The organism is Streptomyces subrutilus (genome assembly GCF_008704535.1).
In the GTDB taxonomy this organism is placed as follows: domain Bacteria; phylum Actinomycetota; class Actinomycetes; order Streptomycetales; family Streptomycetaceae; genus Streptomyces; species Streptomyces subrutilus.
The window spans coordinates 1,430,180-1,455,668 of the sequence record NZ_CP023701.1; the positions used below are offsets into that span (position 1 = coordinate 1,430,180).

Annotated in this window: 24 protein-coding genes, 1 tRNA gene and 1 riboswitch; of the genes, 7 read left to right on the forward strand and 18 right to left on the reverse strand. The window is 75.0% G+C overall.

Going from position 1 to position 25,489, the window contains the following annotated elements; translation table 11 throughout:
* Positions 1-47: 47 nt before the first annotated feature.
* From corA to CP968_RS06185, 3 genes are all read right to left on the reverse strand, one after another.
* Entirely contained in the window at positions 48-1,130 is a 1,083-nt protein-coding gene (gene corA, locus CP968_RS06175; RefSeq protein ID WP_150517027.1) for a magnesium/cobalt transporter CorA, read from the reverse strand.
* A 149-nt stretch (positions 1,131-1,279) separates the two neighbouring features.
* A complete protein-coding gene (locus CP968_RS06180) occupies positions 1,280-1,672 on the reverse strand; it encodes a TOBE domain-containing protein (protein ID WP_150517028.1) in 393 nt (130 codons plus the stop codon).
* Positions 1,673-1,681: 9 nt separating this feature from the next.
* Entirely contained in the window at positions 1,682-2,599 is a 918-nt protein-coding gene (locus CP968_RS06185) for a LysR family transcriptional regulator ArgP (RefSeq protein WP_150517029.1), read from the reverse strand.
* Positions 2,600-2,668: 69 nt separating this feature from the next.
* On the opposite strand from CP968_RS06185, the gene CP968_RS06190 reads away from it, so the two are divergent.
* Positions 2,669-3,292 (forward strand): LysE/ArgO family amino acid transporter, encoded by a 624-nt coding sequence (locus CP968_RS06190; protein ID WP_150517030.1) that lies wholly within the window; start codon positions 2,669-2,671, stop codon positions 3,290-3,292.
* Positions 3,293-3,319: 27 nt separating this feature from the next.
* On the opposite strand, the gene CP968_RS06195 is transcribed toward CP968_RS06190, so the two are convergent.
* Positions 3,320-4,099 carry a YqeB family protein gene (locus CP968_RS06195; protein ID WP_150517031.1) on the reverse strand — a complete coding sequence of 260 codons (780 nt, stop codon included), beginning with the start codon at positions 4,097-4,099 and terminating at the stop codon, positions 3,320-3,322.
* Positions 4,100-4,277: 178 nt separating this feature from the next.
* On the opposite strand from CP968_RS06195, the gene CP968_RS06200 reads away from it, so the two are divergent.
* Both CP968_RS06200 and CP968_RS34695 read left to right on the forward strand, forming a co-directional pair.
* Positions 4,278-4,928: a TetR/AcrR family transcriptional regulator gene (locus CP968_RS06200; RefSeq protein ID WP_150517032.1), complete on the forward strand. Its 651-nt coding sequence runs from the start codon at positions 4,278-4,280 to the stop codon at positions 4,926-4,928.
* A gap of 161 nt (positions 4,929-5,089) precedes the next feature.
* A complete protein-coding gene (locus CP968_RS34695; RefSeq protein ID WP_167536770.1) occupies positions 5,090-6,160 on the forward strand; it encodes an NUDIX hydrolase in 1,071 nt (356 codons plus the stop codon).
* Positions 6,161-6,248: 88 nt separating this feature from the next.
* On the opposite strand, the gene CP968_RS06210 is transcribed toward CP968_RS34695, so the two are convergent.
* Together CP968_RS06210 and CP968_RS06215 are read right to left on the reverse strand one after the other, a co-directional pair.
* Positions 6,249-6,659, reverse strand: a complete 411-nt coding sequence (locus tag CP968_RS06210; RefSeq protein WP_150517033.1) for a hypothetical protein — start codon at positions 6,657-6,659, stop codon at positions 6,249-6,251.
* 147 nt (positions 6,660-6,806) lie between these two features.
* Positions 6,807-7,265 carry a ribonuclease domain-containing protein gene (locus CP968_RS06215; protein ID WP_150517034.1) on the reverse strand — a complete coding sequence of 153 codons (459 nt, stop codon included), beginning with the start codon at positions 7,263-7,265 and terminating at the stop codon, positions 6,807-6,809.
* A 133-nt stretch (positions 7,266-7,398) separates the two neighbouring features.
* Here CP968_RS06215 and CP968_RS06220 point away from each other — a divergent pair, with 133 nt between their 5' ends.
* Positions 7,399-7,710, forward strand: coding sequence for a barstar family protein (locus CP968_RS06220; protein WP_150517035.1), 312 nt, complete (start codon positions 7,399-7,401; stop codon positions 7,708-7,710).
* A 342-nt stretch (positions 7,711-8,052) separates the two neighbouring features.
* On the opposite strand, the gene CP968_RS06225 is transcribed toward CP968_RS06220, so the two are convergent.
* Positions 8,053-8,126: transfer RNA gene (locus tag CP968_RS06225), tRNA-Pro, on the reverse strand.
* 148 nt (positions 8,127-8,274) lie between these two features.
* Between CP968_RS06225 and CP968_RS06230 the strand changes: the two genes are divergently transcribed.
* Positions 8,275-8,976 (forward strand): thiamine pyrophosphate-dependent enzyme, encoded by a 702-nt coding sequence (locus tag CP968_RS06230; RefSeq protein ID WP_150517036.1) that lies wholly within the window; start codon positions 8,275-8,277, stop codon positions 8,974-8,976.
* Between the two features lie 31 nt (positions 8,977-9,007).
* Complete coding sequence (locus CP968_RS06235) at positions 9,008-9,919, forward strand: transketolase family protein (RefSeq protein ID WP_150517037.1); 912 nt, start codon at positions 9,008-9,010, stop codon at positions 9,917-9,919.
* A gap of 223 nt (positions 9,920-10,142) precedes the next feature.
* Here CP968_RS06235 and CP968_RS06240 read toward each other — a convergent pair whose 3' ends face one another.
* The 5 genes from CP968_RS06240 to CP968_RS06260 all read right to left on the reverse strand — a co-directional run bounded on the left by CP968_RS06240 (position 10,143) and on the right by CP968_RS06260 (position 16,049).
* Positions 10,143-10,595 carry a roadblock/LC7 domain-containing protein gene (locus CP968_RS06240; RefSeq protein ID WP_150517038.1) on the reverse strand — a complete coding sequence of 151 codons (453 nt, stop codon included), beginning with the start codon at positions 10,593-10,595 and terminating at the stop codon, positions 10,143-10,145.
* On the reverse strand, positions 10,592-12,442 hold the full coding sequence (locus CP968_RS06245) for a sensor histidine kinase (RefSeq protein ID WP_150517039.1): 1,851 nt from the start codon (positions 12,440-12,442) through the stop codon (positions 10,592-10,594). The genes CP968_RS06240 and CP968_RS06245 overlap by 4 nt, the downstream gene beginning before the upstream one ends.
* 195 nt (positions 12,443-12,637) lie before the next feature.
* A complete protein-coding gene (locus tag CP968_RS06250) occupies positions 12,638-13,885 on the reverse strand; it encodes an MBL fold metallo-hydrolase (protein WP_150517040.1) in 1,248 nt (415 codons plus the stop codon).
* Positions 13,886-14,098: 213 nt separating this feature from the next.
* Positions 14,099-14,884 (reverse strand): SGNH/GDSL hydrolase family protein, encoded by a 786-nt coding sequence (locus tag CP968_RS06255; protein WP_150517041.1) that lies wholly within the window; start codon positions 14,882-14,884, stop codon positions 14,099-14,101.
* Positions 14,885-15,047: 163 nt separating this feature from the next.
* Positions 15,048-16,049 (reverse strand): LysM peptidoglycan-binding domain-containing M23 family metallopeptidase, encoded by a 1,002-nt coding sequence (locus CP968_RS06260; RefSeq protein WP_150517042.1) that lies wholly within the window; start codon positions 16,047-16,049, stop codon positions 15,048-15,050.
* Positions 16,050-16,053: 4 nt separating this feature from the next.
* Positions 16,054-16,226, reverse strand: a riboswitch (cyclic di-AMP (ydaO/yuaA leader).
* A gap of 309 nt (positions 16,227-16,535) precedes the next feature.
* On the opposite strand from CP968_RS06260, the gene CP968_RS06265 reads away from it, so the two are divergent.
* Positions 16,536-17,354 carry a tyrosine-protein phosphatase gene (locus CP968_RS06265; protein ID WP_150517043.1) on the forward strand — a complete coding sequence of 273 codons (819 nt, stop codon included), beginning with the start codon at positions 16,536-16,538 and terminating at the stop codon, positions 17,352-17,354.
* A gap of 20 nt (positions 17,355-17,374) precedes the next feature.
* On the opposite strand, the gene CP968_RS06270 is transcribed toward CP968_RS06265, so the two are convergent.
* The 6 genes from CP968_RS06270 to hpnE form a co-directional block, all read right to left on the reverse strand.
* Positions 17,375-18,808: an aspartate aminotransferase family protein gene (locus CP968_RS06270; RefSeq protein WP_150517044.1), complete on the reverse strand. Its 1,434-nt coding sequence runs from the start codon at positions 18,806-18,808 to the stop codon at positions 17,375-17,377.
* On the reverse strand, positions 18,805-19,836 hold the full coding sequence (gene hpnH / locus CP968_RS06275) for an adenosyl-hopene transferase HpnH (protein ID WP_150517045.1): 1,032 nt from the start codon (positions 19,834-19,836) through the stop codon (positions 18,805-18,807). The genes CP968_RS06270 and hpnH overlap by 4 nt, the downstream gene beginning before the upstream one ends.
* 5 nt (positions 19,837-19,841) lie before the next feature.
* Positions 19,842-20,507: a phosphorylase family protein gene (locus CP968_RS06280; protein ID WP_150517046.1), complete on the reverse strand. Its 666-nt coding sequence runs from the start codon at positions 20,505-20,507 to the stop codon at positions 19,842-19,844.
* Entirely contained in the window at positions 20,507-22,696 is a 2,190-nt protein-coding gene (shc, locus tag CP968_RS06285; protein WP_229886246.1) for a squalene--hopene cyclase, read from the reverse strand. Before shc ends, CP968_RS06280 begins: the two co-directional genes overlap by 1 nt.
* Positions 22,697-22,815: 119 nt before the next feature.
* Positions 22,816-23,916, reverse strand: coding sequence for a polyprenyl synthetase family protein (locus tag CP968_RS06290; RefSeq protein WP_373304043.1), 1,101 nt, complete (start codon positions 23,914-23,916; stop codon positions 22,816-22,818).
* A 47-nt stretch (positions 23,917-23,963) separates the two neighbouring features.
* Positions 23,964-25,343: a hydroxysqualene dehydroxylase HpnE gene (gene hpnE / locus CP968_RS06295; RefSeq protein WP_150517047.1), complete on the reverse strand. Its 1,380-nt coding sequence runs from the start codon at positions 25,341-25,343 to the stop codon at positions 23,964-23,966.
* Positions 25,344-25,489 lie beyond the last annotated feature (146 nt).

Genomic DNA, 25,489 nt, shown 5'->3' on the forward strand with positions numbered 1-25,489 from the left:
GCGCGCGGGCGGGCCGCAGCGCCTCGGACCCGCAGCACCGGAGCGCCTCAGAGCCAGCCGTTGCGCCGGAAGCCGCGGTGGATGACGACGCAGGCGACGGCCATCACGCCGAGGATCAGCGGGTAGCCGTAGGTCCAGTGCAGTTCGGGCATGTGCGCGAAGTTCATGCCGTAGACCCCGCAGACCATGGTGGGCACGGCCACGATCGCCGCCCACGCCGTGATCTTGCGCATGTCCTCGTTCTGCGCGACGGTCACCTGCGCGAGGTGGGCCTGGAGGATGGAGTCGAGCAGGTTGTCGTAGGCGGCGATCTGCTCGGTGGCCCGGGTGAGGTGGTCGGCGACGTCGCGGAAGTACGCGCGGACCTCCGCCGGGATCACCGGTACCGGCTGCGTGGCCAACTGCTCCAGCGGCCGGCCGAGCGGCGCCACCGCCCGCCGCAGCTCCAGCAGTTCCCGCTTGAGTTGGTAGATCCGCCCCGCGTCGCCCCGGCCGCCGTGTTCGCTGAACACGGCCGTCTCGACGGCGTCGATGTCGTTCTGCACGGTGTCCGTGACGACCACGTAGTCGTCGACGACGTGGTCGGCGATGGCGTGCAGGACCGCCGCCGGCCCCTTGGCCAGCTGCTCCGGGGAGGCCTCCAGCTCCTCGCGGAGCGGGCCGAGGGTGCCGTGGCCGCCGTGCCGGATGGTGATCACGAAGTCCGGGCCGGTGAAGGCCATCAGCTCGCCGGTCTCGACCACCTCGCTGGTCGCGGTGAGCTCCTCGTGCTCCACGTAGCGCACGGTCTTGAAGACGGCGAACAGCGTGTCGTCGTACCGCTCCACCTTGGGGCGCTGGTGCGCGTGGACGGCGTCCTCGACGGCCAGCGGGTGCAGGCCGAACAGCGCGGCGAGCCCGGTGAGCTCCTCCTGCGCCGGCTCGTGCAGCCCGATCCAGACGAAGCCCTCCCCCGCCTTGCGCACCCGGCGCAGCGCCTCCTCGGCCTCCGCGCACCCGTCCTGGCGTACGCCGTCGAGGTAGACCACGCAGTTGACGACGGCGCTGCCGAGCGGGGAGCGGGAGGGGTGGCTGAGGTCGACGGCCCGCCGGTAGCCGCGGCGCACGACCCGGCGCAGGCTGCTGAACATGGACAACGGCTTTCTCCCCTTCGGCGGATCACGGGCCAGTGTGCCACCGCCACCCGGACGCCGGACACCTCCCCCGCCCCGCCTTCCCGCCCCGCACCCGCCCGACACGGCGGGGTGGACCGGGGCCCGGCCCGGGGAGGCCGTCGCGCTCAGACGCGGTCGATGAACACGCTCGTGGACTTCACCCGCGCGGTGGCCCGCGCGCCCACCTCCAGGCCGAGTTCCTCGACCGCCTCCCGCGTCAGCAGCGACACGATCCGGTGCGGTCCGGCCTGGATCTCCACCTGGGCCTCGACGACCCCGAGCCGGACCCCGGTCACGATCCCCGGGAAGGCGTTGCGCACCGACGTGTACGGGGTCTCCTCGCCCTCGCCGGCCTCTTGGGCGACCGCGACGCAGAACGCCGCCAGGTCCGGCCCCTCCACCATCCGCCGGGTGCCGTCGCGGCGGGTGGGAAACCGTTCGGCGTCCGCCCAGCGCCGCGCCGTGTCGACGCTCACGCCGAGCAGCCGCGCCGCCTGGCCGATCGTGTAGGACTCCATGGCGGCAGCTTAGGCGGACCCGGCAGGGGCCGGCCGCAGCGCCTCCCCGGCCGCCCCGGCGATCACCTCGGCCACCCGCGCCAGCGCGGGCGAGTCCAGCTTCCACTGCTGCCAGTACAGCGGTACGTCCATGGGCCGGCGCGGGGCCAGCAACACCAGCCGTCCCGTCCGCACCAGGGGCCGCGCCTGCGACTCGGGCACCATGCCCCAGCCCATCCCGGCGGCCACCGCGTCGCAGAACCCCTCCGACGTCGGCACGTGGTGCCGCACCGGCCCCGACCGGGCCGCCGGGTCGCGGGTGAGCGACCGTACGAACGCGTCCTGGAGCTCGTCCTTCCGGTCGAACACGACGGTCGGGGCCGTCCGGAGGTCCCGGCGCAGTGCGCCCGTCAGGTGGCGGGCCGCGAAGTGCGGGCTCGCCACCGGCAGGTAGCGCGCCAGGCCCAACGGCCGCACCGTGCAGCCGGCCACCGCGTCCGGGGAGGAGGTCACGGCGGCCATCACCTGCCCCTCCCGCAGCAGCGCCGTCGTGTGCGACTCGTCCTCCCGGTGCAGCTCGAAGCAGACCGGCGGGTCCTGCGGCACCCGGGCCAGCGCCGGCAGGAACCAGGTGGCGAGCGAATCCGCGTTCACCGCGATCGGCAGCCGCACCGGACCCGTGCCGTCGGCCATGCCCAGCTCCGCCCGCGCGTCGCGCTCCAGCCGGGACAGCTGCCGGGCGAAGCGGACGACGACCTCCCCCGACTCCGTGGCCCGCACCGGCTTGGTCCGCATCAGCAGCACCCGCCCGGTCCGCTGCTCCAGCGCCTTGACCCGCTGGCTCACCGCGGACGGCGTCACGTGCAGGGCGGCGGCCGCGGCCTCGAAGGTGCCCTCGTCGACCACGGCCAGCAGGGTCCGGACCTGGTCCAGGGGAAGCTCGTCCATCACGGGCGCTAATGATACGTAAAAATCTTTAGCTGTACTGAACCCGAGGGCTGTCCTACCGTCGGCCACATGAACCACGGCACCGTCCCCGCGGCCCTCGCCGGCTTCGGCACCGGACTCTCCCTGATCGTCGCCATCGGCGCGCAGAACGCCTTCGTCCTGCGCCAGGGCGCGCGCCGCCACGCGGTCTTCGCGGTGGTCGCCATCTGCGCCCTGTCCGACGCGCTGCTCATCGCCCTCGGCGTGGCCGGGGTGGGCGCGTTCGTGACCGCCTGGCCGGCCGCCCTGACGGTCGTCGGCCTGGCCGGCGGCGCCTTCCTGATCTGCTACGGGATCCTCGCCGCCCGCCGTGTGCTGCGGCCCGACCCGGCCGCCGCCCTCACCACCGCGGGCGTCCCGCAGGGCTCCGCCCGGCGCGCCGTGGCGACCTGTCTGGCGATGACCTGGCTCAACCCGCACGTCTACCTGGACACCGTGCTGCTCGTCGGTTCCCTCGCCGCCGACCGCGGCGACCTGCGCTGGGCCTTCGGCATCGGCGCCGGCCTGGCCAGCCTGACCTGGTTCGCCACCCTGGGCTACGGCGCCCGCCTGCTCAGCGGCTTCCTCGCCCGCCCGTCGGCCTGGCGGGCCCTGGACGCCCTGGTCGCGGCGACGATGGTCACCATGGGCGGTCTCCTCCTCGCCCGCGCCTGACCCGGCGCGGCGCCGCGCCGGGCCCGCTCAGCCGCCTGACGGCAGGCCCGGCCCGCCCGGCCCGCCCGGCCCGCCCGGCCCGCCCGGCCCGCCCGGCCGCCCGTGGCCGCGCCAGTACTGGCGGCGCTTGACGTCCCGTACGACGACGCCCAGGCGGGCCAGTTCCTCCCGCAGTTCGCGCGCGTCCCCGTCGGCGGGGCCGTTCTTCTCCAGCGGCTTCCGACGGGCCGCGAGCACGGCGTTCGCCCCCTCGGGCAGCCCGGGGGCGCCGGGGACCCAGCGGCGGAACTCCGCCTCGTACGGGTCGGCGTCCGCCCACGCGAAGCCGTGCGCGGCGAAGGCGTCGGCGACGCGGCCGGGGGCCAGCTCACAGCCCTGCCGGACCAGTTCGCCGCCGTCGTGGCCGAGCAGGACGAGCTGCTTGCGGTCCAGGAACGCGACGGCCACGGACGCCCGCGAGAACTCCCGCTCCCGGCCCTCGGCGGCCAGCACGAGCCGGTCGCCGGAGAGCCGGAGCGTCAGCTGCTCGTGCTGGGCGACGAGTCCGAGGACCAGCCCGGCCACCGCGCCCACGGCCGGCAGTACGCCGGCGGGCACCTTCCCGACCAGCTCGGCCGGGCCCTGCAGCGGCGCCCAGGGCAGCGTCACGAGCCAGTCCGCCAGGGGTCCCAGGCCCCAGCCGACGGCGGCGCCGAGCGCCGCGAGGACGGCGTAGACGCCGACGGTGGCCCACACCGCCTGTCCGACCACGGTGAGCCCCCCGCCCTCCGGCTCCCGCCGCGCCGGTCCGCTCTCGTCCGTCTCCATCTCCGCGTCCCCCTCCACGTCGCCCGCCCCGGCCGCATTGGTAGACCGAGCACTCGGTCTATTGTCATCCGGTCGCCCGGCGCACCGGAACGGCCACCCGCCGACCGGCCGGTACCGCGCACGGGACGCGGGACACGAGGGCAGCGACCGGTTCCGGACCGGCGGGCGAGGAGAGACGATGAGGACGGTCGACCCGGCCAGGCATCGGGAGCGGCGTCGGCACATCGTCGACGCGGCGGCCGGCCTCTTCGCGGCGAGGGGCTTCGAGCGCACCACGACGGCGGAGATCTGCAAGGCGGCCGGCATGAGCGCCGGCAACCTCTTCCACTACTTCCCCACCAAGCGCGCCATCTTCCACGCCGTCTTCGTGGAGGACGAGCAGGAGCGCGCCGCCAAGGCCGGGCGGTTCGCCGCCGCCCTCGCCTCCGACGACCCCTGGGCCGCCCTCCTCGACGTCGTGGACCTCCTCACCGCGCCCGCCCTGGAACCGCTGGTCCCCGCCCTCGTGATGGAGGCGGTGATCCAGGCCTACCGCGACCCGGAGCTCGAAGCCCTGCTGAGCCGGGACGAGGAGGACGAGCGGGGCGCGGTGACCGCCCTGCTGCGCCGTGCGGCCGCGGCCGGCGCGCTGGACCCCGGGCTGGAGCCGGAGGCCACCGCGGCCTGGGTCATGGCCCTGATCGGCGCGCTCTACACCAGCGCGGCCACCGACCCGTCCTTCGATCCCGCCGCCCAACTCCCCACCCTGCGGCTGATCCTCCGGCGCTTCCTGCGGCCCGGCGCCCGGCCCGTTCGGGACCCCGCGCCCCCGTCGGCCGCGGAGTCCTGAACGGGTCCGGCCCGCGACCGGCCCTCCGCCCGTGCCGGTGCCCGCGCACCGGCATGTCCGCGCCCGGGCGCCGCCCGCGCACGGCATAGTGCGTCCCTGCCGCCGCCGACCAGCGCCCCTCGCCCACCACCGCCCCCGCCCGCCTCCCGTCGGAGTCCACCGTGCCCGCCACATCCGCCGCACCCGTCCCGCCCGACCGCCCCTCCCCCGGTGCGCCGCAGGACTGCCGCAGCGCCCCGCTCGTCGCCGCCACCGGGATCGTCCTGGACGCACGGGGGCGCGTGCTCGTACGCCACGCCCCCGACGGGTCCGGCCCCGACCTGCCGGGCGCCTCGGTCGGCCCCGCCGAAACCCCCGAGGAGGGGCTGTCCCGCGCGCTGGAGGAGGTGTGGGGCCTGAAGGCACCGGCCGGCCGGCTGCTCGCCGTCGACTCCCGGCCCTCCCGCGGCCCCGACCGCGCGCTCGTCGTCCACGTCCACCTCGTCGGCCCGCTCACCGCCGACGAGGCGGCCGGGCTCACCGGGCCGGGCGGCGGCCCGGCGGGAGCGCGCTGGCTCGCTCCGGACGAGGCGTGCGCCGCCCTCCCCGTCGGGATCGCGCCCCGGCTCCGGGCCGCCCTCGCCGCCCTGTACGCGGGCTCGCTCGCCCACCTCGTCGGGGGCGTCCCGCAGCCCGGCTCCCCGGCCGGCCTCGATCCGGCCCGGCGTGCGGCGCTGGAGCACTCCGGCGCGCTCGACTCCGCCAGCCACCGGGCGAACCGGCCCAAGGCCCTCACCGCCGCGAGCGCCGTCCTCACCGACTCCGCGGGCCGGGTGCTGCTCGTGCAGCCCACGTACGGCAGGGCCGACCGCTGGCACCTGCCGGGCGGCGGCGTCGACAGCGACCTCGGCGAGAACCCGCGGGCCGCGGCCCGTCGGGAGGTGCGCGAGGAACTCGGCCTCGACCTGCCGCCGGGCCGGCTCCTGGCCGTGAACTGGTCGCACAAGCCGGGCCGTCCGGCCCGCGTCCGCTTCCTCTACGACGGCGGCGTGCTCGACCCCGCCGCGCTCGCCCGCATCCGGCTCCCCCCGGCGGAGTTGGTGCGGTGGCGGACGGTCGCCCCCGGCGACCTGCGTCCGCTGGTCGCGCCGTCGCTCCGGCGGCAGATCAGGGCCTGCCTCGGGGCCCGGGAGAGCGGAGCCGGCCCGCTGGAACTCCACGCCGGCCGGCCGGCGGTGGCGGACCGCGCCTGAACCGGCCCGGGCCCGGCACGCACGCGGGGCGCCCCCCGCCGGACGTTCGACGGGGGGCGCCCCGGTGTGTCCCGCGGGCCCACCGCCGTCAGTGGACCGTGACGGTCATGGAGGGCGACGTCCAGTTGCCCGCCGAGACGCGCAGTTCCTGCTTGCCCTTGTCCTTGAAGGTGTTCTCGAAGGAGAAGCTGGAACCCTTCTTGATCAGCGTGTTGACGTGCAGCGTGGTCCACTTGGAGCCGTTCTTGTGCTGCAGGACCACCTTCGTCCCGATCGGGAGCCCCTTGCTCCTGCCGGTGAACGTGACCTTCTCACCGGCCTTCACCTCGGTGGGCGCGGCCTTGAGGGTGATCTCACCGGCGGCCGACCTGGAGGCCGACGGGGTCGGCGTCGCGGCGGCTGCGGCGGTGCTCGCGGTCGCGAGACCACCGGCGGTCAGCAGTGCCGCGGACAGGGCTCCGGCGGCGGCGATGCGGGCGATACGGCGTGGTGTGGCCATCAAGGTCGAACTCCCGTCTGGAAGGCTGCCCCCACCTGTCGCGAACTGCTCCGATGCTAGCGGCGCCCTTCCGACACCGGCGACTTGATCAAGACGAACCGCTGGTGGGAGGGGGTGCCGGAGCGCCCTGAGCCCCTCGGCCGGGGTTCACTCGCAGCCGGAGGAGATCTCCCGGAAGGTGGCGTAGTGGTCGTCCGTGTACCAGACGGCGCGGGTGTCGGGGTCGCGGACGATGCGCTCGGCATCGCGGTACTGGCCGGGGGTGCGCGGGTTGACGTCGTACTCGCGGTAGCGGCCGTCGAGGGGCAGGTCGCGGGAGCGGTTGCCGTAGACGTTGCTGCCGCGGATGACCAGACGGGTGTCCGCGACCGGGTAGTCGGTGGGCCGGGGCGCCTGGGGCCAGTCGAGCCCCTGCCAGATCCCGCACGCTTCCCGGACCTGCCCGGGGAACTCCTCGACGGGCAGCGGCGGTTCGATGACGTCGGCGGGGCGCAGCGACGGATGCGCGGCGGCCTGCGCCGAGGCGGAGGACGCGGCCGGCGCGGCGAACACGGTCAGGACGAGGGCGGCGCCGGCCAGACGGCGCGCGGTGCGCAGAAGAGTCATGTCCCCTGGAACCGGACGCGCGGCGCGGGGGTCACGCCCGCGGCCCGACGGACACCCGTCCGGCGCGCAGCCGGACGGTGCGGGCGGCCCGGCGCGCGGCGCGTCTGCCGGTCGGTCCGGTTAGCCTGCTGCGATGACGGACAGCGCGCTCGTGGTCGATCTGCGCGGCCGGCGGATCGAGACCCTCGACGGATTCTGGGACGCGGTGACCGGGCCCTGCGGCCTGCCCGCGTGGTTCGGCCGGAACCTGGACGCGTGGTCGGACACGATCGACGGCCGGGGCATCTCGGCGGTGGTCGACCGCCACCCCACCCTGGCCGTGCACGTCGACCGGACGGGCCTGTTCGCCGGCGACCGCCGCGACGCCCGGGCCCTGGCCGCGACCTTCGACGGCGTACGCAACCGCCTCTTCGTCCACCCCGTGCGCGTACGGCGCCACCCCTGACGCCGTCGCCGGTCCAGCCGCCGCTGCGGGTGCCGGGCGGGTCCTGCGGGTCGACTCCGGTGGAGGCGGAGGCGTCCTTCGTACCGCTGGGGCGACCGGAGCGGCCCCGGGGCCCGGTGCCGTGCATCCCCTTGTCGCCGCCGCGCCTGCTCCGCTCCTCGCCCCGGCCGCCCGTGCTCTTGGCGGCTTGCCGTGCGGGCTGCCCTGTTCCTGGCGGTGGAGTCCACGTCCGGGGACCGGCCGTGCTGCGCGGTGCTCGTCCGGTCACCACCGGACCGGCAAACGACTCAGGGGCCGTTTCAGATTGCTCTGAAACGGCCCCTGAGCTGCGACTTCGAAAAGTCGGGACGACAGGATTTGAACCTGCGACCCCTTGACCCCCAGTCAAGTGCGCTACCAAGCTGCGCCACGTCCCGATACCCGTTGACCTGGGGTTTCCCCTGGTTGAACGCGCAGGAGAACAATACCGCACTTCGTGCGGTGGTCGCGCGCACCTCGCTCCGGCCGGATACGGCCGGAGCGGGGTCTTGACCTCGATCGGACTTGAGGTTGCACGATCGGTGCATGACACAGGCAACCGCGGACACCGCGCTCCGCTACGAGGATCTGGGCCGCCTCATCGGCCTCATGACCGGGGCCGAGAAGCACGGCCCCGCCGCCACCTCCACCCTCGACGTCGTGTGGGTGCTCTACGACCGGGTGCTCCGGGTCACGCCGAACAGCGCCGACGACCCCGGGCGGGACCGTTTCCTGCTGTCCAAGGGACACGGTCCGATGGCCTACTACGCGGTGCTCGCCGCCAAGGGCTTCTTCCCGGTCGGCTGGCTGCCCGGCTTCGGCTCCTACGGCTCCCCGCTCGGGCACCACCCCGACCGCACCCTGATCCCCGGCGTCGAGATCGGCAGCGGCTCGCTGGGGCACGGCCTGCCCCTCGCCGTGGGCAGTGCGCTCGGGCTGCGGGCGCAGGGCCTGGACGACCCGGCCGTCTGGGTGCTGATCGGCGACGCCGAGCTGGACGAGGGCAGCAACCACGAGGCGCTCGCCTACGCGGGCTCCGCCGGACTGGAGCGGCTGCACACCGTGGTGATCGACAACGACTCGGCGACGCACGGCTGGCCCGGCGGCATCGCCACCCGGTTCGAGGCGGCCGGCTGGTCCGCGGTGACGGTGGACGGGCGCGACCACGCGGCGCTGCACGCCGCCTTCACCGCGCCGCACCCGGGACGGCCGCACGTGGTGGTCGCCCGCGTCGAGAAGAAGCAGTGAACGAGCAGCGGGATTGAGGGGCAGGGACAGCGTGGACACCATGCGGGAACGATTCATCTCGGTCACGTCGCGTCAGCTCGACGAGGACCCACGGCTGGCCGTCGTGCTCGCCGAGATCACCATGGACGGGTTCCTGCCCGCCCAGCGGCGCCATCCCGACCGGGTGGTCAACGTCGGCATCAGGGAGCAGCTGCTCATCGGGGTCGGCGGCGGCCTGGCACTCACCGGTCTGCGCCCGGTGGTCCACACGTTCGCCAGCTTCCTCGTGGAGCGGCCGTTCGAGCAGGTGAAGCTGGACTTCGGACACCAGGGCACGGGCGGGGTCCTGGTCAGCGCCGGCGGCAGTTACGACTGGCCCGCAGGCGGCTTCACCCACATGGCTCCCGGCGACGTGGCCCTGTTGGACACCCTCGACGGCTGGACGGTGCACGTCCCGGGCCACCCGGACGAGGCCGAGGCACTGCTCCGGCACGCCTACGCCGCCGGCGACGACAAGGTGTACGTCCGGCTCTCCCAGCAGTCGAACGCGGCGCCCCGGGCGGTGGACGGCCTGCGCTTCACGACCGTGCGGGAAGGACGCGCGGGCGTGGTGGTCGCGGTCGGCCCGATGCTCGACAACGTGCTCGCTGCGACCGAGGGCGCGGACCTGACCGTGCTGTACGCGCCCACCGTGCGGCCCTTCGACGACGCGGCCGTGCGACGGGCCGTCGCCCGCAGCGCACCCGCCGTGGTCCTCGTCGAGCCGTACCTGGCGGGCACCTCGGCGGCCGCGGCGGGCAGCGCTCTGGCCCATGTGCCCCACCGGGTACGGGGCCTGGGCGTGGGCCGGGCCGAACTGCGCCGCTACGGCACGATGGAGGAGCACCTCGCGGCCCACGGCCTGGACCCGGCCGGCCTGCGGGAGCGGATCAACGCCTTCCTCGCGCCGGACGCGGCGCACTGAACCCGGCCGGGGCCGGGCCGCCCCCTCGGCCGCGCCCCGCTCCGGGTGGGCGGCGGCCGGCCGCTCCGGGGGCCGCCCGGAGCCAGGTGTCGACCAGGATGAAGCGCGGTTCGGTGGTGTCCCGGACGTCCGCCGGGCGGACCCGGAACCAGGCGGAGTGGTCGTCTCCGGCTGCGGGCCCGCTCCGGACCGTCATCGCCCGCCGGGTGACGGGCCGTTCGGCTCAGTACTCCGGGGCGGCGCCCGGGCCGGTGGTGGCCGCGGGCCGTCGCGGCGGGGCCGCCAGGCACGGCCGTACGGTCGTGACCAGGACCCCCATCTCGTAGCCGAGCACTCCGGCGTCGGCCTCCGGGCCGGCCAGGACCGCCAGGCAGGTTCCGGCGCCGGCCGCCGAGACGAAGAGCAGCGCGCCGTCCAGCTCGACGGCGACCTGCCGCACCGCGGCCCCGTTGCCGAAGCGGGCCCCGGCGCTGCGGCCCAGCGAGAACAGCCCCGACGCCAGGGCGGCCAGCTGGTCGGCGCCGTCCGGATCGAGGCCGTGCGCGCAGCCGAGGAGCCCGTCCGCGGTGAGCAGGACGGCGCCGCGCGCGTGCGGCACCCGCCGTACCAGGCCGCCGAGCAGCCGGTCGAGGCCGGCGAGTCCGCTCCCTCCCGGGGGCTGCTCCGGCCACGTCACGGCTGCCCCTCCGGCCGGGCCAGGCCGAAGCCGCGGCGGAAGGCGGCCATCAGTGCCGGGTCGTGCAGGGGTTCGTCGGCGTCGGCCGGCGGGGCGGGGGCCGGGATCTCCAGCAGCCGGGGCGCGAGGTGCCGGCGCGCGTGCCGCCGGGGCAGCTCGGGCCGACCCTCCCCGCGGCGGGCGGCGGGCACCTCCGGCAGCGGCCCGCCCGGTGCCTCGGCCGGCGCGGCGGACCCGGGCACGCAGGCGTACGGGGACCCGGGCGCGGGCCCGTCCCCGGCCGCCCGCGCGGGGGCGGGTTCGGGTGCCGGGGGGCCGGGATCGGGCGCGGTGGACGGGCCGTATCCGTACGCGTCCCCGGCGCCGCCGTCCCCGGACGGCTCGCCCGACGCCCGCCCGGCCCGTACGCCGGAGGCGGGCTGCGCGGTCTCGGCGGCGGGCGTCCAGGGGCCGTCCGGCGCGGGCCGCCCCGGCCACGGCGTTCCCGTCGCGGGCGGCCGGGCGGTCGCGGTGCCCGGCGGGGGCTGCCGCGGCGGCCCGACCCGGACCGGCTCCAGGGGCGGCGCCGCCTCCCGCTCCCCGGTCGCCCACGCGGCGGTCCGGGAGCCCGCGCCGGCGTCGGTGTCGGTGTCGGTGTCGGCCGGAGGTTCCTGCGCGGCCAGCAGGTCTCGCGGGAGGACCAGGACGGCCAGCACCCCGCCGTAGATGTTCGACTTGAGCTCGACGGCGATCCCGTGCCGCCGGGCCAGCGCTCCGACCACGAACAGCCCGGTCCGCCCGTCGGCGAGGAGCGCCCGGGCGGCGGCCTGGTCGGGGTCGTCGAGCAGCGCGTTCATCCGCTGCTGCTCCGCGGCCGGCAGGCCGGGCCCGCGGTCCTCCACCTCGATCGCGATCCCGGCGGCGACGCGCTCGGCGCGCAGCGTCACATCGGTCCCGGAGGCGGAGAACACCGCGGCGTTCTCGACGAGTTCGGCGAGGAGGTGGACCACGTCGGCGACGGCGTGGCCGCGGACTCCGCCGGCCGCCGGGGGCACCACCTTGACCCGGGCGTGCTGCTCGACCTCGGCGACCGAGCAGCGGAGCACCTCGCGCAGTTCGACGGGCCGGGTCCACTGCCGGCGCGACGCGGCGCCGCCGAGGACGGCGAGGTTCTCGGCGTGGCGTCGGATGCGGGCGGCGAGGTGGTCGGCGTGGCGGAGCTCCTTGCGCAGGGCGGGGTCCTCGACCGCGGTGTCCTGGCCGTCCAGCAGGGAGATCTCCCGGTGCACGAGGGACTGGAGGCGGCGCGCGAGGGCGACGAAGACCTCGACCTTCCGGTCGCTGTCGGAGGGCGCGGCCCGGCCTGCGAGCCGTACGAGCGTGGTGTGGGCCTGCTCCCGGGCCGCGCGGAGCTCCTGGGAGAGCAGCCGGAACCCGTCCAGCCCCGGTGCGTCGCCGTCGGTCGACGGCGCCGCCGGGCCGGTGCGCACCGGACGCGGCGGGGTCTCGCCGCGTACGAGCAGATCGGCGGCGATCCGCAGTTCCTGCCGGCCGCGCACGCTGGAGCGCCGCAGCGCCTCGCACCGGTCGTGGACGGCCTTGGCGGAGCGCTGGGCACTGAGCAGGGCGGCGGCGAGCGCGGCGACGACCAGCAGGGCGCAGCCGGTGAGCACCGGCCACAGCCGGGGGTCCCGCTCGCCCGCGCCGCCACCGAGCTGCAGGGTGAAGATCACCGCGGCGGCGCCGCTGAGTCCGGCGGCGAGGGTGGGCAGCACGGCGGCCCGGGCGAGCGGGGGGCGCTTCTGCCGGGCGGCGCCGGTGACGGCGTGCCTCGACGGGGCGTGACGGGCGGCGCGGGGTCCGGACATCGGCGTCCTCGGTACGTGGGGCCCGGCCCCAGCGTTCCCGGGGTCCGGTGTTGATCACCGGATACCCACGCTAGACCGCGCGCTCCCGGCCCGGACGGGCAGTTGGGGAACTTGGCGGCCCTGCTTCCCGCTCCCGGTGGAACGCTCGCACGGCCGCCCGAATCCGCGGGGGCGGCCGTGCCCCGCCCGATCCGCTCAGGACCCGACGGCCTCGGACTCCTCGCGCCCGGCCGGACGGCTTCCCGCGCCGGATCCGGAGACCGGTCCGGTGCCGGGCTCCGTCCCGGGTGCGGCCGCCGGTGCCGGAGCGGTGACGGGCCCCGTCTGCGGCGCGGCGATGCGGACGAAGGGCCGCCACCACGGTGCGGCGGGCACGTCGGCGGCGCCCGGTTCGAAGGGCTGGCCCGGGATGGGCAGGGCGATGGCCGCCCCGGCCCCCTCGGCGGCGGCGACGGTGCCCTCGCCGGGCTCGTCCCACGGGTGCGGGGCCAGGTTGAAGGTGCCCCAGTGGATCGGCAGCATCGCCCCGTGCGGCACGCCGCCCTGGAGGTCGAGGTGGGCGCGCATGCCCTCCTCGGGCGTCATGTGGATGTCCGGCCAGTACTCCGAGTAGGCCCCGATCTGGATCATCGTGGCGTCGAAGGGGCCGTGCGCGGCGCCGATCTCCTGGAAACCGGGGAAGTACCCGGTGTCGCCGCTGTGGTAGATCCGGTGCGCGTCCCCGGCGACCACCCAGGAGGCCCACAGGGTGTGCTGCTGGTTGCGCAGGCCCCGGCCGCAGAAGTGCCGGGCGGGGGTGGCCGTGAGGGTGAGGCCGGCGACCCGGGTGCTCTCGTTCCAGTCCAGCTCGCGCACCCGGTCGGCCGGGACGCCCCAGCGCTCCAGGTGCGCGCCGACGCCGAGGGGGACCGCGAAGACCGTGTCCGTACCGGCCAGGTCCTTGATCGTCGGCAGGTCGAGGTGGTCGTAGTGGTCGTGGGAGATGACCACCACGTCGACCGCGCCCAGGGAGGCCAGCGGCACCGGCACGGGGTGCAGGCGCCTGGGGCCGGCGAAGGGGAAGGGGGAGCAGCGCTCGCCCCACACCGGGTCGAACAGCACCCGGCGGCCGTCGATCTCCGCGAGCACGCTGGAGTGCCCCATCCAGGTCAGGCGCAGCCCGGTCGCGGGCGGCTTGGCCAGCTCCGCGAGGGTGGTGGGGTAGACGGGGATCGGCGCGCCGGGGTTGCGCCGCAGCCGCTGCTCCTTGTGGAAGTAGATCTTCGCGAACTCGGTCATGGACCCGGAGGGCCGGGTCCGCGCGCCGACCGGGTTCTGGAAGACGCCGTCGGCGAAGTTCGGCGAGCGGCGGATGCGCTCCAGCCGGGCTCCGGACGGGTCCGCGCCGAAGGCTTCGGGCCGCAGGGCACGCAGCCGTGGACGCAAGGGACGGGAGCCGGACAAGGCGCCTCCTGGAACGGTGGGGACACGGGATCGTGGACGTCTACCCCCATCCCAACGCACGTCGGCCCCGGAGGATTCCACTCCGGGCCGTCTGCCCCCGCGTGTCGCGCTCCGCCCCGGGCCGAAGGACCCGCGCACCGCGCCGCGGGCCGGCCCGTCGCCCCGGGTCGAAGGCCCGCGCCCGCGTCCCCTGCCGCCCCTGTGCGCCGGTCGCTACAGCGGCATCAGGTCCGGGCGCTTCGCCGCCACGTGGTCCCCGGACGACTCGCCGCGCAGCCGCCGCCCGATCCAGGGCACCAGGTGCTCGCGGGCCCACTGGATGTTGTCCCGGGTCGCGTCCACCGAACCGCGCGGCCGCATCGGCGGCCACGGCTGGTCGGGGTCGGTCGGCACCCGGAGCCCGAGCACCTGCGCGGCGCGCAGCGCGACCCGGGTGTGCCCTTCGGGCGACAGGTGGAGCCGGTCGGTGTCCCAGGCGCGGCGGTCCTGTACGGACCTCAGCGACCAGAGGTCGAGCACCGGGCAGTCGTAGCGGTCGGCGATGGAGCGCACGTGGGCGCTGTACGTCGCGACCTTGCCGCGCAGGTGCCGCAGGACCGGGACGCCCCGGGTGTCGAAGCCGGTGGTGATCATGACAAGGCCGACGGACCCGGTGAGGTCGGCGACGGCCGCCTCGAACCGCTCGGCCACGCGGTCGGGGTCGCTGCCCGGCCGGATGATGTCGTTGCCGCCCGCGCAGAAGGTCACCAGGTCGGGCGCGAGCGCCTTGGCCCGCGGGACCTGCTCGGCCACGATCTGGTCGAGGAGCCGGCCGCGCACGGCCAGGTTCGCGTAGCGGAAGTCGTGCTCGTCGCGCTGGTCGGCCAGGAGCACGGCCAGCCGGTCCGCCCAGCCGAGAGGGGAGCCCCCGGGCCCCGGGTCGCCCACGCCTTCGGTGAAGCTGTCCCCGATCGCCGCGTACGAGCCGATGGTCTTGAGTGTCGTCGTCGTCGCTGCCACGAAGGACCATCCTTCACCCCGACGCCCGACCTACGCCAACGTAACCAGGGCTTGACGGACCGTGATCTATACCACCCGCTGGATAAGGAATACGTACGCGGCGGGCCGGGACCCCCCTCGGGTCCCGGCCCGCCGCGTGCGCGCGCTCCGGCGGCGGGTGCCGTCAGAGGCTGACGCCCTTGGAGCGGAGGTAGGCCAGCGGGCTGATGTCCGAGCCGTAGGACGGGCCGGTGCGGATCTCGAAGTGCAGGTGCGGGCCGGAGGAGTTGCCGGTCGAGCCGGAGAGTCCGATGCGCTGGCCGGCGGTGACGCTCTGGCCGGTCGAGACCGACAGGGAGGAGAGGTGGCCGTACTGGGAGTACTTGCCGTCCGCGTGCCGGATGACGACCTCGTTGCCGTACGCGCCGCCCCATCCGGCGGAGACGACGGTGCCCGCGCCGACCGCCTTGACCGTGGTGCCGGAGCTCGCGATGAAGTCGACGCCCGTGTGGTAGCCGGAGGACCACATGGCGCCGCTGGCCCGGTACTGGGTCGAGATGCCGCCGCCGACGGGGGCGACGAAGCCGGCGGCGGTCACGGCGCCCGTGCCGGTGGCGCTCTCGCCGTTCTGCGGCCGGGGCTTCTGCGTCGCCTTCGGCCGGGCCTGGGGCGCGGCCTTCGGGGCGGGGGCGGCCTGCTCGGCGGCGCCGCCGGACGTACGGGTCTCGGCGGGCTTCTGCGCGGTCCGGGCCGGCTTCTCCGCGGGGGCGGGAGCGGCGGCCCGGTCGCCCTTCGCACCGAGGGTCAGGCGCAGGCCCGGGTGGATCAGGGAGGGGTCGCTGCCGACGGCTGCGCGGTTGTCGGCGTAGAGCTGCTGCCAGCCGCCGGTCAGGCTGCGGTCGGCGGCGATCTTGGAGAGGTAGTCGCCGGCCACGACCGTGTAGACGGTCGGGGCGGCCGCCGCCCGGGCGGCGGGGACGGCCTGCGGTAGGGACGGGAGCTGTGCGGCCGGGGCGACGGCCGCGGCCGGGGCGAGCGACGGGGCGGCGGCCGGAGCACCGGCCGCCTGGGCGCCGGTGGCCCCCAGCAGCGGCAGCGCGAGGGCGGCGCCGCCGGTGCCGGCGACGGCGAAACCGCGGGACAGCGAGCGGGACTTGGGGCGGCGGTGCTTACCCTTTGCGGGCATGGCGGATTCCTCTCCGTCGCCTGCGAGGTGAGCTGTCGGGTTCGGACTGGAGATGTCCGGCCGTCCGCGCGGGGAACGCGCACGGCTTCACCCCGAGCCGTCCCGGTGCGAACACCGTGGACGGCGGCTTACCTGGTTCCCCCGCTCCTGCCGCGCGCGAATAGTCGGGTGCGGTTTCCGGGAGGCGGCAGGATTAGGCGGTCCACCCGGATCGATCGCGAAGGTAATCGAGCGAGGTGCCGGGTAACAAGCCACGAATTTCCTGACGGAATCCCAGGTGTGTGGAAGCCGCTGAATTCCCGTCACCCTCCGTCCATTCCCGACCGCCAACAACCGCCCGGGCCGGGCCATTCGGCTTTGCCGATCAGGCACTCACGGTCACCGTATGATCTGGCTCACGGGGAGGGCCCGATCTCGCCTCCGGATATGGCAAGTTGTTGCCAAGTAGTGTAATTCGGACACCGACGACGATGCGGAGGAGTTCACGTGACCCAGCAGATACCCCCGACCCCGCAGGGACTGCCGCAACCGGAACCGGAACTGGCCGGAGTGCGGAACTTCCGCGACGTGGGCGGGCTGCCCACGACCGACGGACGGAGGGTCAGGCCAGGACGACTCTTCCGAAGCGGACATCTGGCACATGCCACCGAAACCGACGCACAGTTCCTCAACTCGCTCGGGCTCCACACCGTCTTCGACTTCCGCAACGACGCCGACCACGCCTTGGAGGGCCCGGACGTGGAACTGACCGGGGTGCGGAACGTCAACATCCCGCTCTCGGACCCGGCCGACGGCCGGGAGTTCTGGAAGCTGGTCCGCGACGGCGACCTGGCCCGGCTCCGCTCGCTCCTGGGCGACGGGAAGGGCGAGGCCCGGATGGCGCACTCCTACCGCTCGATCATCGCGAACCGCACCGCCGAACACGGCCGCGTGCTGCGCGCGCTCGCCGCCGACAGCGTCCCCGCGCTCATGCACTGCGCGGCCGGGAAGGACCGGGCGGGCCTGTCGATCGCCGTCACCCTGCTCGCGCTGGGCGTCGAGCGGGAGGCGATCGTGGCGGACTACCTGGAGTCCAACGCCCCGCACCGGCGCTACCGGGTCCGCCGGAGCGGCGAGACGCAGGAGACGCGCGCCCCCGAGGTCGCGGAGCTGCTCGCCCCGCTGTTCGACGCCCGCGCCGCGTACCTGACCGCCGCCTTCGACACCATCGACGAACGGTGGGGCGGCGTCCCGTCCTACCTGACGGAGGGCCTCGGGCTGTCGCCCGAGGCCCTCGACCGGCTGCGCGCACGGCTGCTGGACTGACCCGCCGGAGCGGGCCGCCGTCACCGGTTGCCGACGGCCTGCTTCACCAGCGTCCTGCCGAAGTCCCACATCAGCCCGGACCCGCCGTGCGCCTCGTCCATGACCTCGCGGAAGGCCCCGACGAACCGCTCCACGTCCGCCTCGTCCACGATCAGCGGCGGAATGAGCTTGATCACCTCCAGGTGGTCTCCGGACACCTGGGTGAGGATGCGGTGCTTCCGGAGCAGCGGGACCACGACCATCTGGGCGAAGAGCCCCTTGCGGGCCGCCTGGAGCACGGTCCACCGCGAGCGCAGTCCCAGCGACGACGGCCGGCCGAACTCGATGCCGATCATCAGCCCGCGCCCGCGCACCTCGTACAGCAGCTCGTAGTCGTCCACGAGGGCGGCGAGCCGGCCGCGCAGCAGGTCGCCCGTGGCCCGGGCGTTCGCCACGACCTCCTCGTCCTCCATGACGGACAGCACCGCCAGGCCGGCCGCCATCGCCTGCGCGTTGGAGCCGAAGCTCGCGGAGTGGACGAGCACCCGGTCCATGGACGAGTAGACCTTCTTGAAGATCCAGTCCTTGCCGAGGGTCGCGCCGACCGGCACGTACCCCCCGGACAGGGCCTTCGCCACGCACACCAGGTCCGGCTCCACGCCCGGCTCGTGCTGGTACGCGTAGAAGTCCCCGGTCCGGCCGAGGCCGGTCTGCACCTCGTCCGCGATCAGGAGCGCCTTGTGCCGGTGCAGCAGTTCCTGCGCCGCGGGCAGGAAACCGGGCGGGGCCGCCAGGACCCCCTTGCCCTGGATCGGCTCGACCACGAAGGCGGCCACGTCGCCCTTGCGCAGCTCCCGCTCCAGAGCGGCCAGATCCCCGAGGGCGATCCTCGTGTCGGGCAGCAGCGGGGCGAAGCCGTCCCGGAAGCCGCCCTCCCCGTTCACCGACAGCGAGCCCGTGGTGAGCCCGTGGAAGGCGTGGTCGCAGTAGAGGATCCTGGGCCTCCCGGTGGCGTACCGGGCGAACTTCAGGGCCGTCTCCACGGCCTCGGTGCCGCTGTTGCCGAAGAAGACCCGGTCCAGGTGCGGGCTGTACGAGAGCAGCTTCTCGGCCAGCAGCCCGGGCAGCGGCTGGCAGTCGAAGCGGGTCAGGTCGGCGAGCCCGGCGTCGAGGACGTCGTGCAGGGCTCGCCGGACCACCGGGTGGTGCCGGCCCAGGCCCATGACGCCGAAGCCGGCCAGCATGTCGAGGTAGTCGTTGCCCTCGGCGTCCCAGAAGTGGGCGCCCTCGGCCCGCTCGTAGACCTTGTCGAAGCCGATCGTGTGCAGCATCCGGGGCAGCTGGTGGTTGAGGTGGCGGGCGTGCAGCTCGTACCGCTCGCCGCCGCGCTCGGCCAGCAGGGCGCCGAGGTCGAAGCCCCGGCCCCGGCCGGCCCCCTCCCCCTGCGTCCTCCCCCGGCCCGACGGCGTGCTCATGCCGACTTTTCCCGGTTCCCGCCGATCGTCTCCCGGGCCGCGCGCAGGGACTCCTTGAGGGACCCCATGGTGGCGAGGACGGCGGTGGGCTCGTAGCCGCAGTGCGCCATGCAGTTCGCGCAGCGCGGGTCCTTCCCGCGGCCGTACTTGCTCCAGTCGGTGTCCTCGATCAGCTCGCGGTAGGTGGGCACGTACCCGTCGCTCATCAGGTAGCAGGGGCGCTGCCAGCCGAAGAGGGAGTAGTTCGGAATGGCCCAGGCGGTGCAGGGGAAGTCCGCCTTCCCTTCCAGGAAGTCCAGGAAGAGCGGTGAATGGTTGAGCCGCCAGCGACGCCGGTTCCCGCCGGAAAAGGCCTTCTTGAAGAGCTCCCGGGTCTGTTCGACGCCCAGGAAGTGCTCCTGGTCCGGTGCCTTTTCGTAGGCGTAGGCGGGCGAGATCATCATCTCGTCCACCTGGAGTTCGTCATTCAGGTAGTTGAGCACCTCGATGATCGTCTGCGGGGTGTCGGTGTTGAAGAAGGTGGAGTTCGTGGTGACCCGGAAGCCCCGCTTCTTCGCCTCCTTGATGGCCGCGACGGCCTCGTCGAACACGCCCTCCTTGGCCACGGATTCGTCGTGGCGCTCGCGCAGGCCGTCGATGTGCACGGCGAAGGCGAAATAGGGGGACGGGGTGAACTTCTCCATCTTCTTGCGCATCAGCATGGCGTTGGTGCAGAGGAAGACGTACTTCTTCTTCGCCACCAGCTGTCGGACGATTTCGTCGATCTGCGGGTGCATCAGGGGCTCTCCGCCCGCGATGGACACCATCGGCGCGCCCGATTCCAGCACGGCGCCGACGGCCTGGGCCACCGGCATGCGCTGCTTGAGCACTCCGGCCGGGTGCTGGATCTTTCCGCACCCTTCGCAGGCGAGGTTGCACGCGTACAGCGGTTCCAGCTCGACGATCAGCGGGAACTTCTCACGCTTGCGGAGCTTCTGTTCGAGAAGATAGGTCCCGACCCTGACGGTCTGGCGCAGCGGCATGGCCATCTGGCTCACCTCCTGGGGAGCAGCAAAGAACGGTGCCATTCGTAAAACGCGGGCAGTACGGCACGCAATACGCGGAAGGCCGATATTCCACCGCGCACGGTGCCGATCCGGACGAGCTCGTGCTCCGGAGCGTCCACGATCACCCGGACGGCCGCAACCGGGCGCGCTCCGCGCTCGTGGGCGCCCCCGGCCGCGGTCCACAGGGTGGCCGCGGATTCCATGTCGACCGCGACGGCGCCGGTGGCGCGCAGGTGGGCGCGCTCCTGGCCCCGGACCACGTGGTCGGCTCCGGTCAGTACGCCGGTGTGCACGGTCCGGCCGGGCGCGGCCCGGGCCAGTGCTTCGGCGAGCAGGGCCGTGCCGGTGCAGGCGACGGTCCCGCGGGGGTCCCGGGTCTCCTCGGCGACGACGAGGTCGCCCGGGTGCATGCCGGGGACGAGCCCGGCACAGAACCCGGTGGCCAGGACGGCCGCCCCGGCCAGGGCGGGCCGCTCCAGCGCCCGGGTGACGGCCCGCTCGGCCGCGCGCGGTCCCATGCCGGTACGGAGCACCGAGAACCGCTCGGGTGCGCCGCGGCCGGCGCTGCGCAGGGCGGCCTGTTCGATGCGCAGGGCGCAGGCGACGACCAGCGGGGGTCCCGCGCCCGCCACGTGCCGCCGGTCGGCGGGCATCAGGCCTCCCCGCCGCGGACGGACGGTTCGCCGTACAGGTAGCGGCCGAGCGCGGTGAGCGGGAAGACCTGCCGGTACAGGTGGTAGTTGATGGAGAAGTCCCAGGGAAAGCCGGTCCCGGTGAAGTACGGCTCGTCCCAGGAGCCGTCCTCGTGCTGGGTCCCCACCAGGTGGGCGATGCCCCGTGCCACGGCCTCGCCGTCCCGCTCCCCGGCCGACAGCAGGGCCATGAGGGCCCACGCGGTCTGCGAGGGGGTGGAGGCGCCCTTGCCGGCCAGCGTGGCGTCCTGGTAGGAGCGCTGGTCCTCGCCCCAGCCGCCGTCCTCGTTCTGTACGGACTCCAGCCAGCGCACGGCCCGCCGGACGGCCGGGTGTCCGGTGGGCACGCCGGCGGCGGTGAGGGCGGGGACCACCGAGCCGGTGCCGTAGACGTAGTTGGTGCCCCAGCGGCCGAACCAACCGCCCTCCGGCTCCTGTTCGGCGAGCAGCCACTCGATGCCGCGCCGGGTCCGCGGGTCGCCGGCCCTGCCCTCGAAGGCGAGCATCTCGACCACGTGGGCGGTGACGTCGGCCGAGGGCGGGTCGATGACCTCGCCGAAGTCGCAGAAGGGCAGCTTGTTGGGCAGCGGGCTGGTGTTGTCGGCGTCGAATGCCCCCCAGGCGCCGTTCTTCGACTGCATGCCGAGGTTCCAGGAGACCCCGCGGGCGATGGCGCCCTCGATGCGGGCCCGGTCGGGGTGGCGGACGCGGCGCAGCGCGAGGACGACCTCGGCGGTGTCGTCGATGTCGGGGTAGGTGTCGTTGTGGAACTCGAACGCCCAGCCCCCGGGGGCGAGCCCGGGCCTGCGGACCGCCCAGTCGCCGCTGCGCACGATCTCCTCGCCGAGCATCCAGTCGGCCGCCTTGACCAGCGCCGGGTGGTCGGGCGGCAGGCCCGCGTCGGCCAGGGCGATGGTGGCGAGGCAGGTGTCCCAGACGGGCGACTGGCAGGCCTCGACCATCCGGGCGCCGTCCTCGCGCCAGACGGCGAACCGGTCCAGGGACTCCAGACCGGCCCGCATCACCGGGTGCTTCAGGTCGTACCCGAGCAGGTGCAGGGCGATGACGGAGTAGACGGCGGGCGGTTGGATGCCGCCCCAGCAGCCGTCGTTCTCCTGGCGCTCCACGATCCAACGGCCGGCGGCGGTCATCGCGGCCTTGCGCAGCCGGCGCGGGGCGTGGCGCCGGTAGACGTGCAGCACCCTGTCCATCCGCTGGAAGGCGCCGTCCCAGCTGGTCAGCGGGGCGAGCCGGCGGGCCGGGTGGGGGTTGCGGGCGTCGGTGTGCAGTTCGTCGAGGGCGAAGAGGGCGGGGCGGACCGGGCGCAGCGCGGAGACCACGGTGAGCGGCACGATGGTCTGGCGGGCCCAGCAGCCGAAGTCGTAGATGTTCAGCGGCACCCAGGGGGGCAGGAAGAGCAGTTCGGGCGGGAGTTCGGGCAGGTGGTCCCAGCTCCACCAGCCGAACAGGGCCAGCCAGATCCGGGTGAAGACGCGGGCGGCGGCGATCCCGCCGTGGGCGCGGATCCAGGCGGAGGCACGGGCCATGTGCGGGGAGTCCGGCGCGTCTCCGGCGAGGCGGAGGGCGACGTACGCCTCGATGGTGGCGGAGAGGTCGGGGGGGCCGCCGTGGAAGGTGGACCAGGTGCCGTCGTCCTGTTGCTCGCCCCGGATGAAGAGGGCGGCGGCCCGGGTGGTGGCCTCGTCGCGGATGCCGAGGAACTGCCGGAGCAGCAGGTCCTCGGCGTCCATGGTGACGTTGGTCTCCAGGTCGCCCTTCCACCAGCCCGCCGCGTCCTGACGGGCCAGCAGGTGCCGGGTGGCGCGGGCGGCGGCCTCCTGGGCGCCCCGCTCCAGGGGCCGCGGGTCGGGTGTCGCCCCGCGGGGTTCCGGCGGGGCCGGCGGGGCGAGGTGGGCGTCGCGGCTGCCCGCGCGGGCGGCCGCCGCCGCCCGGGCCCGGCCGCCGCCGTCGTGCGGGCGCGGTTCGGCGGCGGGCCCGGCCGGGCCGCCCCCGTGCGGACCCGCGGGGGCTCCCGCGGGCGCTCCCGCGTCCGCGGGCGGCTCTGCCGCGGCCGGACCCGGCCGGAGACCGGCGTCCGTGTCGCTGCCAGCGGCAGCGCTCTCCGCGCTGCCGTCGGTCGTCGCTGTCATGGCTTCCCCTTAGAACAGTGGCCTGTGCTGTGCTGGGGTCTGCCGTCGGCCGGCGCCCGCCTTGTCGGGCGGGGGCGCCGGCCGGCGACTCGCGAGTCATATGTTCGATCGGGTGGCGATCACCGCTTGCGCACGACGACGAAGTCGGCGAGGGCGACGAGCTGTTCGCGCACCCGCTGGGGCATCTCCACGTCGTCCAGGGCCCGGATCGCGACGGCGTGCTGACGACGGGCCTCGTCGGCGGTCCACTGGCGGCCGCCGGCCGCCTCGATGAGCGCCGCGCGGGCCGCGAACTCCTCCTCCGAGAAGTTCTCGAAGTCGTTGCTCTTGGCATCGGCGGCGAGCAGTTCGGCGAGCTCCTCGCAGGCGGGTCCGCCCGCGGCGAGGGCGGCGACGACCGGCAGCGACTTCTTGCGCTGGCGCAGGTCGCTCCAGGTCTGCTTGCCGGTGGCCTCCGGGTCGCCCCAGATGCCGAGCAGGTCGTCGACGGCCTGGAAGGCGAGGCCGAGGTGGTAGCCGTACTCCTCCAGCTTGTCGGCCGTGCGGTCGTCCGCGCCGCCGAGCACCGCGCCGATCGAGACCGCGCAGGCGAGCAGGGCGCCCGTCTTGTTGCCCTCCATCTCCAGGCACTCCTCGACGCTGACGCGCTCGCGGTGCTCGTACGAGATGTCCTGGGCCTGGCCGTCGATGAGCTTGCGGCTGGCGACGGTGAGCCGTCGGGCGGCGCGGCCCGCCTCCACGGTGCCCAGTTCCAGCAGGACTTCGTTGGCGAGGGCGAAGAGCGCGTCGCCGACCAGGATGGCGAGGGCGGGGCCGTGCACCTTCCAGACGGTGTCGCGGTGGCGGCGCTGCTCGTCGCCGTCCATCAGGTCGTCGTGCAGCAGCGAGAAGTTGTGCACGAGCTCGACGGCGACGGCGCCCGGGACGCCGACCTCGGCCGCGGCGCCCGCGGCCTCGGCCGAGAGCAGGGCGAGGGCGGGGCGCACGGCCTTGCCGCCGTCGCCGTCCGCCGGGTTGCCCTGGGCGTCGATCCAGCCGAAGTGGTAGGCGGCGACGGTGTCCATGGGGGCCGCGAGCCGGTCGACGGCGGCGCGGAGCACGGGCGTGGACAGGGTGCGGCCGCGTTCCAGGAGGGCGAGCGTGTCGGCCTTCTCCGCTCCCCCGCCCGCTGTGCCCACTCCGGCACCCGTGTTCTCGACAGCGGGATTCCCCGGGTTCACTGGCTCTCCTCTGGTTCCTGTACGTGTTGTGCCGGTCGTGCTGCTCGTCATGCCGCCTCCTGCAGAGGGTGTTCGCGGTGGCGGCCGAGAGCGGCCAGCGCGGCGTGGGCCGCGTTCAGTCCGCTCCGGACGGCGCTCTCCATGGTCGCGGGCCAACCGGTGGCAGTCCACGCACCGGCCAGGTAGAGCCCCGGCGTGTCGGTCCGCGCGCCGGGGCGCAGCCGGCCGACGCCGGGTGCGGGGGCGAAGGTGGCGGTCCGCTCCCGGGTGACGAAGAAGTCCCGTACCTTGGCGCCGCGCGCGGCCGGGAGCAGTTTCTCCAGCTCGGGCAGGTACTTGGCCCGCAGGACGGAGACCGGCTCGTCGATGTCGTCCTGCGCCACGGACTGGGACAGGGCCAGGTACTGGCCGCCGTCGGGCAGTCCGGAGGCGTCGGTGCGGTCGAAGACCCACTGCACCGGGGAGCCGAGGGCGGCGAAGAAGGGCTGCCGCAGGACCTTGCGGTCGTAGACCACGTGGACGTTGAGGATCGGCGCGGTGCCGATGTCCAGGAGGGCGTCCGGGTCGGCGAGCGCCCCGGGGGGCAGCAGTCCGCGGGCCTCGCGCTGCGGTACGGCGAGGACCACGGTGTCCGCGTCCAGCGGTTCGCTCTCGGTGTCGACCCGCCAACTGCCCGAATCCAGACGGGAGATGCAGGTGACCCGGGTGCGCAGTTCGGTCCGTACGCCGGCCGCGTCGAGCGCCTTGCGGGCCAGGGTGTCGTGCAGGTCGCCGAGCGGGACCCGGGCCCAGCCGATGTCGGCGGCGCCGTTCTCGGAGAGCAGCCCGGTCTTGAACACCATGGCGGCCAGGCCGAGCGAGGACTGGGCGGCGGTGGCGTTGAGGGTCGCGATGCCGACGAGGTCCCACAGGGCCTCGACGGTACGGGCGGACTGGCCGTGGCGGCCGAGCCACGTCGCGAAGTCCAGGCCGTCCAGGGCCGGGTCGGCGGGGTCGAGCCGGCGCAGCGCGAGGGCGGCGCGCCCGACGCTCGCGCGCTCGGCGAGGGACAGGTGGGGGTAGCGGGCGAGGGAGCCCGCGAGGTGGAGGGGGACGGGCAGCGCGCTGCGGCGCAGCCGGCCCAGGCGCGGGCCGCCGGGGTGGCCGACGTCGAGGACGGGGACGTCGAGCCGGTCCTGGAGCGGGGCAAGAGCGGCGCCGTCGATCCGGTCGAGGAACCACCGGTAGCCGGTGCAGCAGCGCAGGTAGACGTGCTGGCCGTTGTCCACGGTGAGGTCGCCGCGCTGGAAGGAGAAGGCGAGGCCGCCCAGCCGCGGGCGCCCTTCGAGCAGGGTCACCCGCAGTCCGGCGTCGGCGAGTTCGAGGGCGGTGGTGACGCCGGCGAGTCCGCCGCCGACGACGACGGCGTGCCGTGCGCTGTCGCTCATGCGCCCTCCCCCGTGGTGCCGCCCGGTACGGGAAGCGGCCCGGCCTTCCCGGTCCGGCCCGTACGGACGGACGCGCCGGCCGGCGCACCGGTTGCCCGTGCGCCGGCGCGGGCCGGTGCGGTGCGGCCGGGCGCGGCGCCCGGGAG

Coding starts and splice junctions, on each gene's coding strand:
- corA (WP_150517027.1), bottom strand. CDS start 1,130: ATGTTCAGCAGCCTGCGCCGGGTCGTGCGCCGCGGCTACCGGCGGGCC.
- CP968_RS06180 (WP_150517028.1), bottom strand. CDS start 1,672: ATGGAGTCCTACACGATCGGCCAGGCGGCGCGGCTGCTCGGCGTGAGC.
- CP968_RS06185 (WP_150517029.1), bottom strand. CDS start 2,599: ATGGACGAGCTTCCCCTGGACCAGGTCCGGACCCTGCTGGCCGTGGTC.
- CP968_RS06190 (WP_150517030.1), top strand. CDS start 2,669: ATGAACCACGGCACCGTCCCCGCGGCCCTCGCCGGCTTCGGCACCGGA.
- CP968_RS06195 (WP_150517031.1), bottom strand. CDS start 4,099: ATGGAGACGGACGAGAGCGGACCGGCGCGGCGGGAGCCGGAGGGCGGG.
- CP968_RS06200 (WP_150517032.1), top strand. CDS start 4,278: ATGAGGACGGTCGACCCGGCCAGGCATCGGGAGCGGCGTCGGCACATC.
- CP968_RS06210 (WP_150517033.1), bottom strand. CDS start 6,659: ATGGCCACACCACGCCGTATCGCCCGCATCGCCGCCGCCGGAGCCCTG.
- CP968_RS06215 (WP_150517034.1), bottom strand. CDS start 7,265: ATGACTCTTCTGCGCACCGCGCGCCGTCTGGCCGGCGCCGCCCTCGTC.
- CP968_RS06220 (WP_150517035.1), top strand. CDS start 7,399: ATGACGGACAGCGCGCTCGTGGTCGATCTGCGCGGCCGGCGGATCGAG.
- CP968_RS06230 (WP_150517036.1), top strand. CDS start 8,275: ATGACACAGGCAACCGCGGACACCGCGCTCCGCTACGAGGATCTGGGC.
- CP968_RS06245 (WP_150517039.1), bottom strand. CDS start 12,442: ATGTCCGGACCCCGCGCCGCCCGTCACGCCCCGTCGAGGCACGCCGTC.
- CP968_RS06260 (WP_150517042.1), bottom strand. CDS start 16,049: ATGCCCGCAAAGGGTAAGCACCGCCGCCCCAAGTCCCGCTCGCTGTCC.
- CP968_RS06270 (WP_150517044.1), bottom strand. CDS start 18,808: ATGAGCACGCCGTCGGGCCGGGGGAGGACGCAGGGGGAGGGGGCCGGC.
- hpnH (WP_150517045.1), bottom strand. CDS start 19,836: ATGGCCATGCCGCTGCGCCAGACCGTCAGGGTCGGGACCTATCTTCTC.
- CP968_RS06280 (WP_150517046.1), bottom strand. CDS start 20,507: ATGCCCGCCGACCGGCGGCACGTGGCGGGCGCGGGACCCCCGCTGGTC.
- shc (WP_229886246.1), bottom strand. CDS start 22,696: ATGACAGCGACGACCGACGGCAGCGCGGAGAGCGCTGCCGCTGGCAGC.
- hpnE (WP_150517047.1), bottom strand. CDS start 25,343: ATGAGCGACAGCGCACGGCACGCCGTCGTCGTCGGCGGCGGACTCGCC.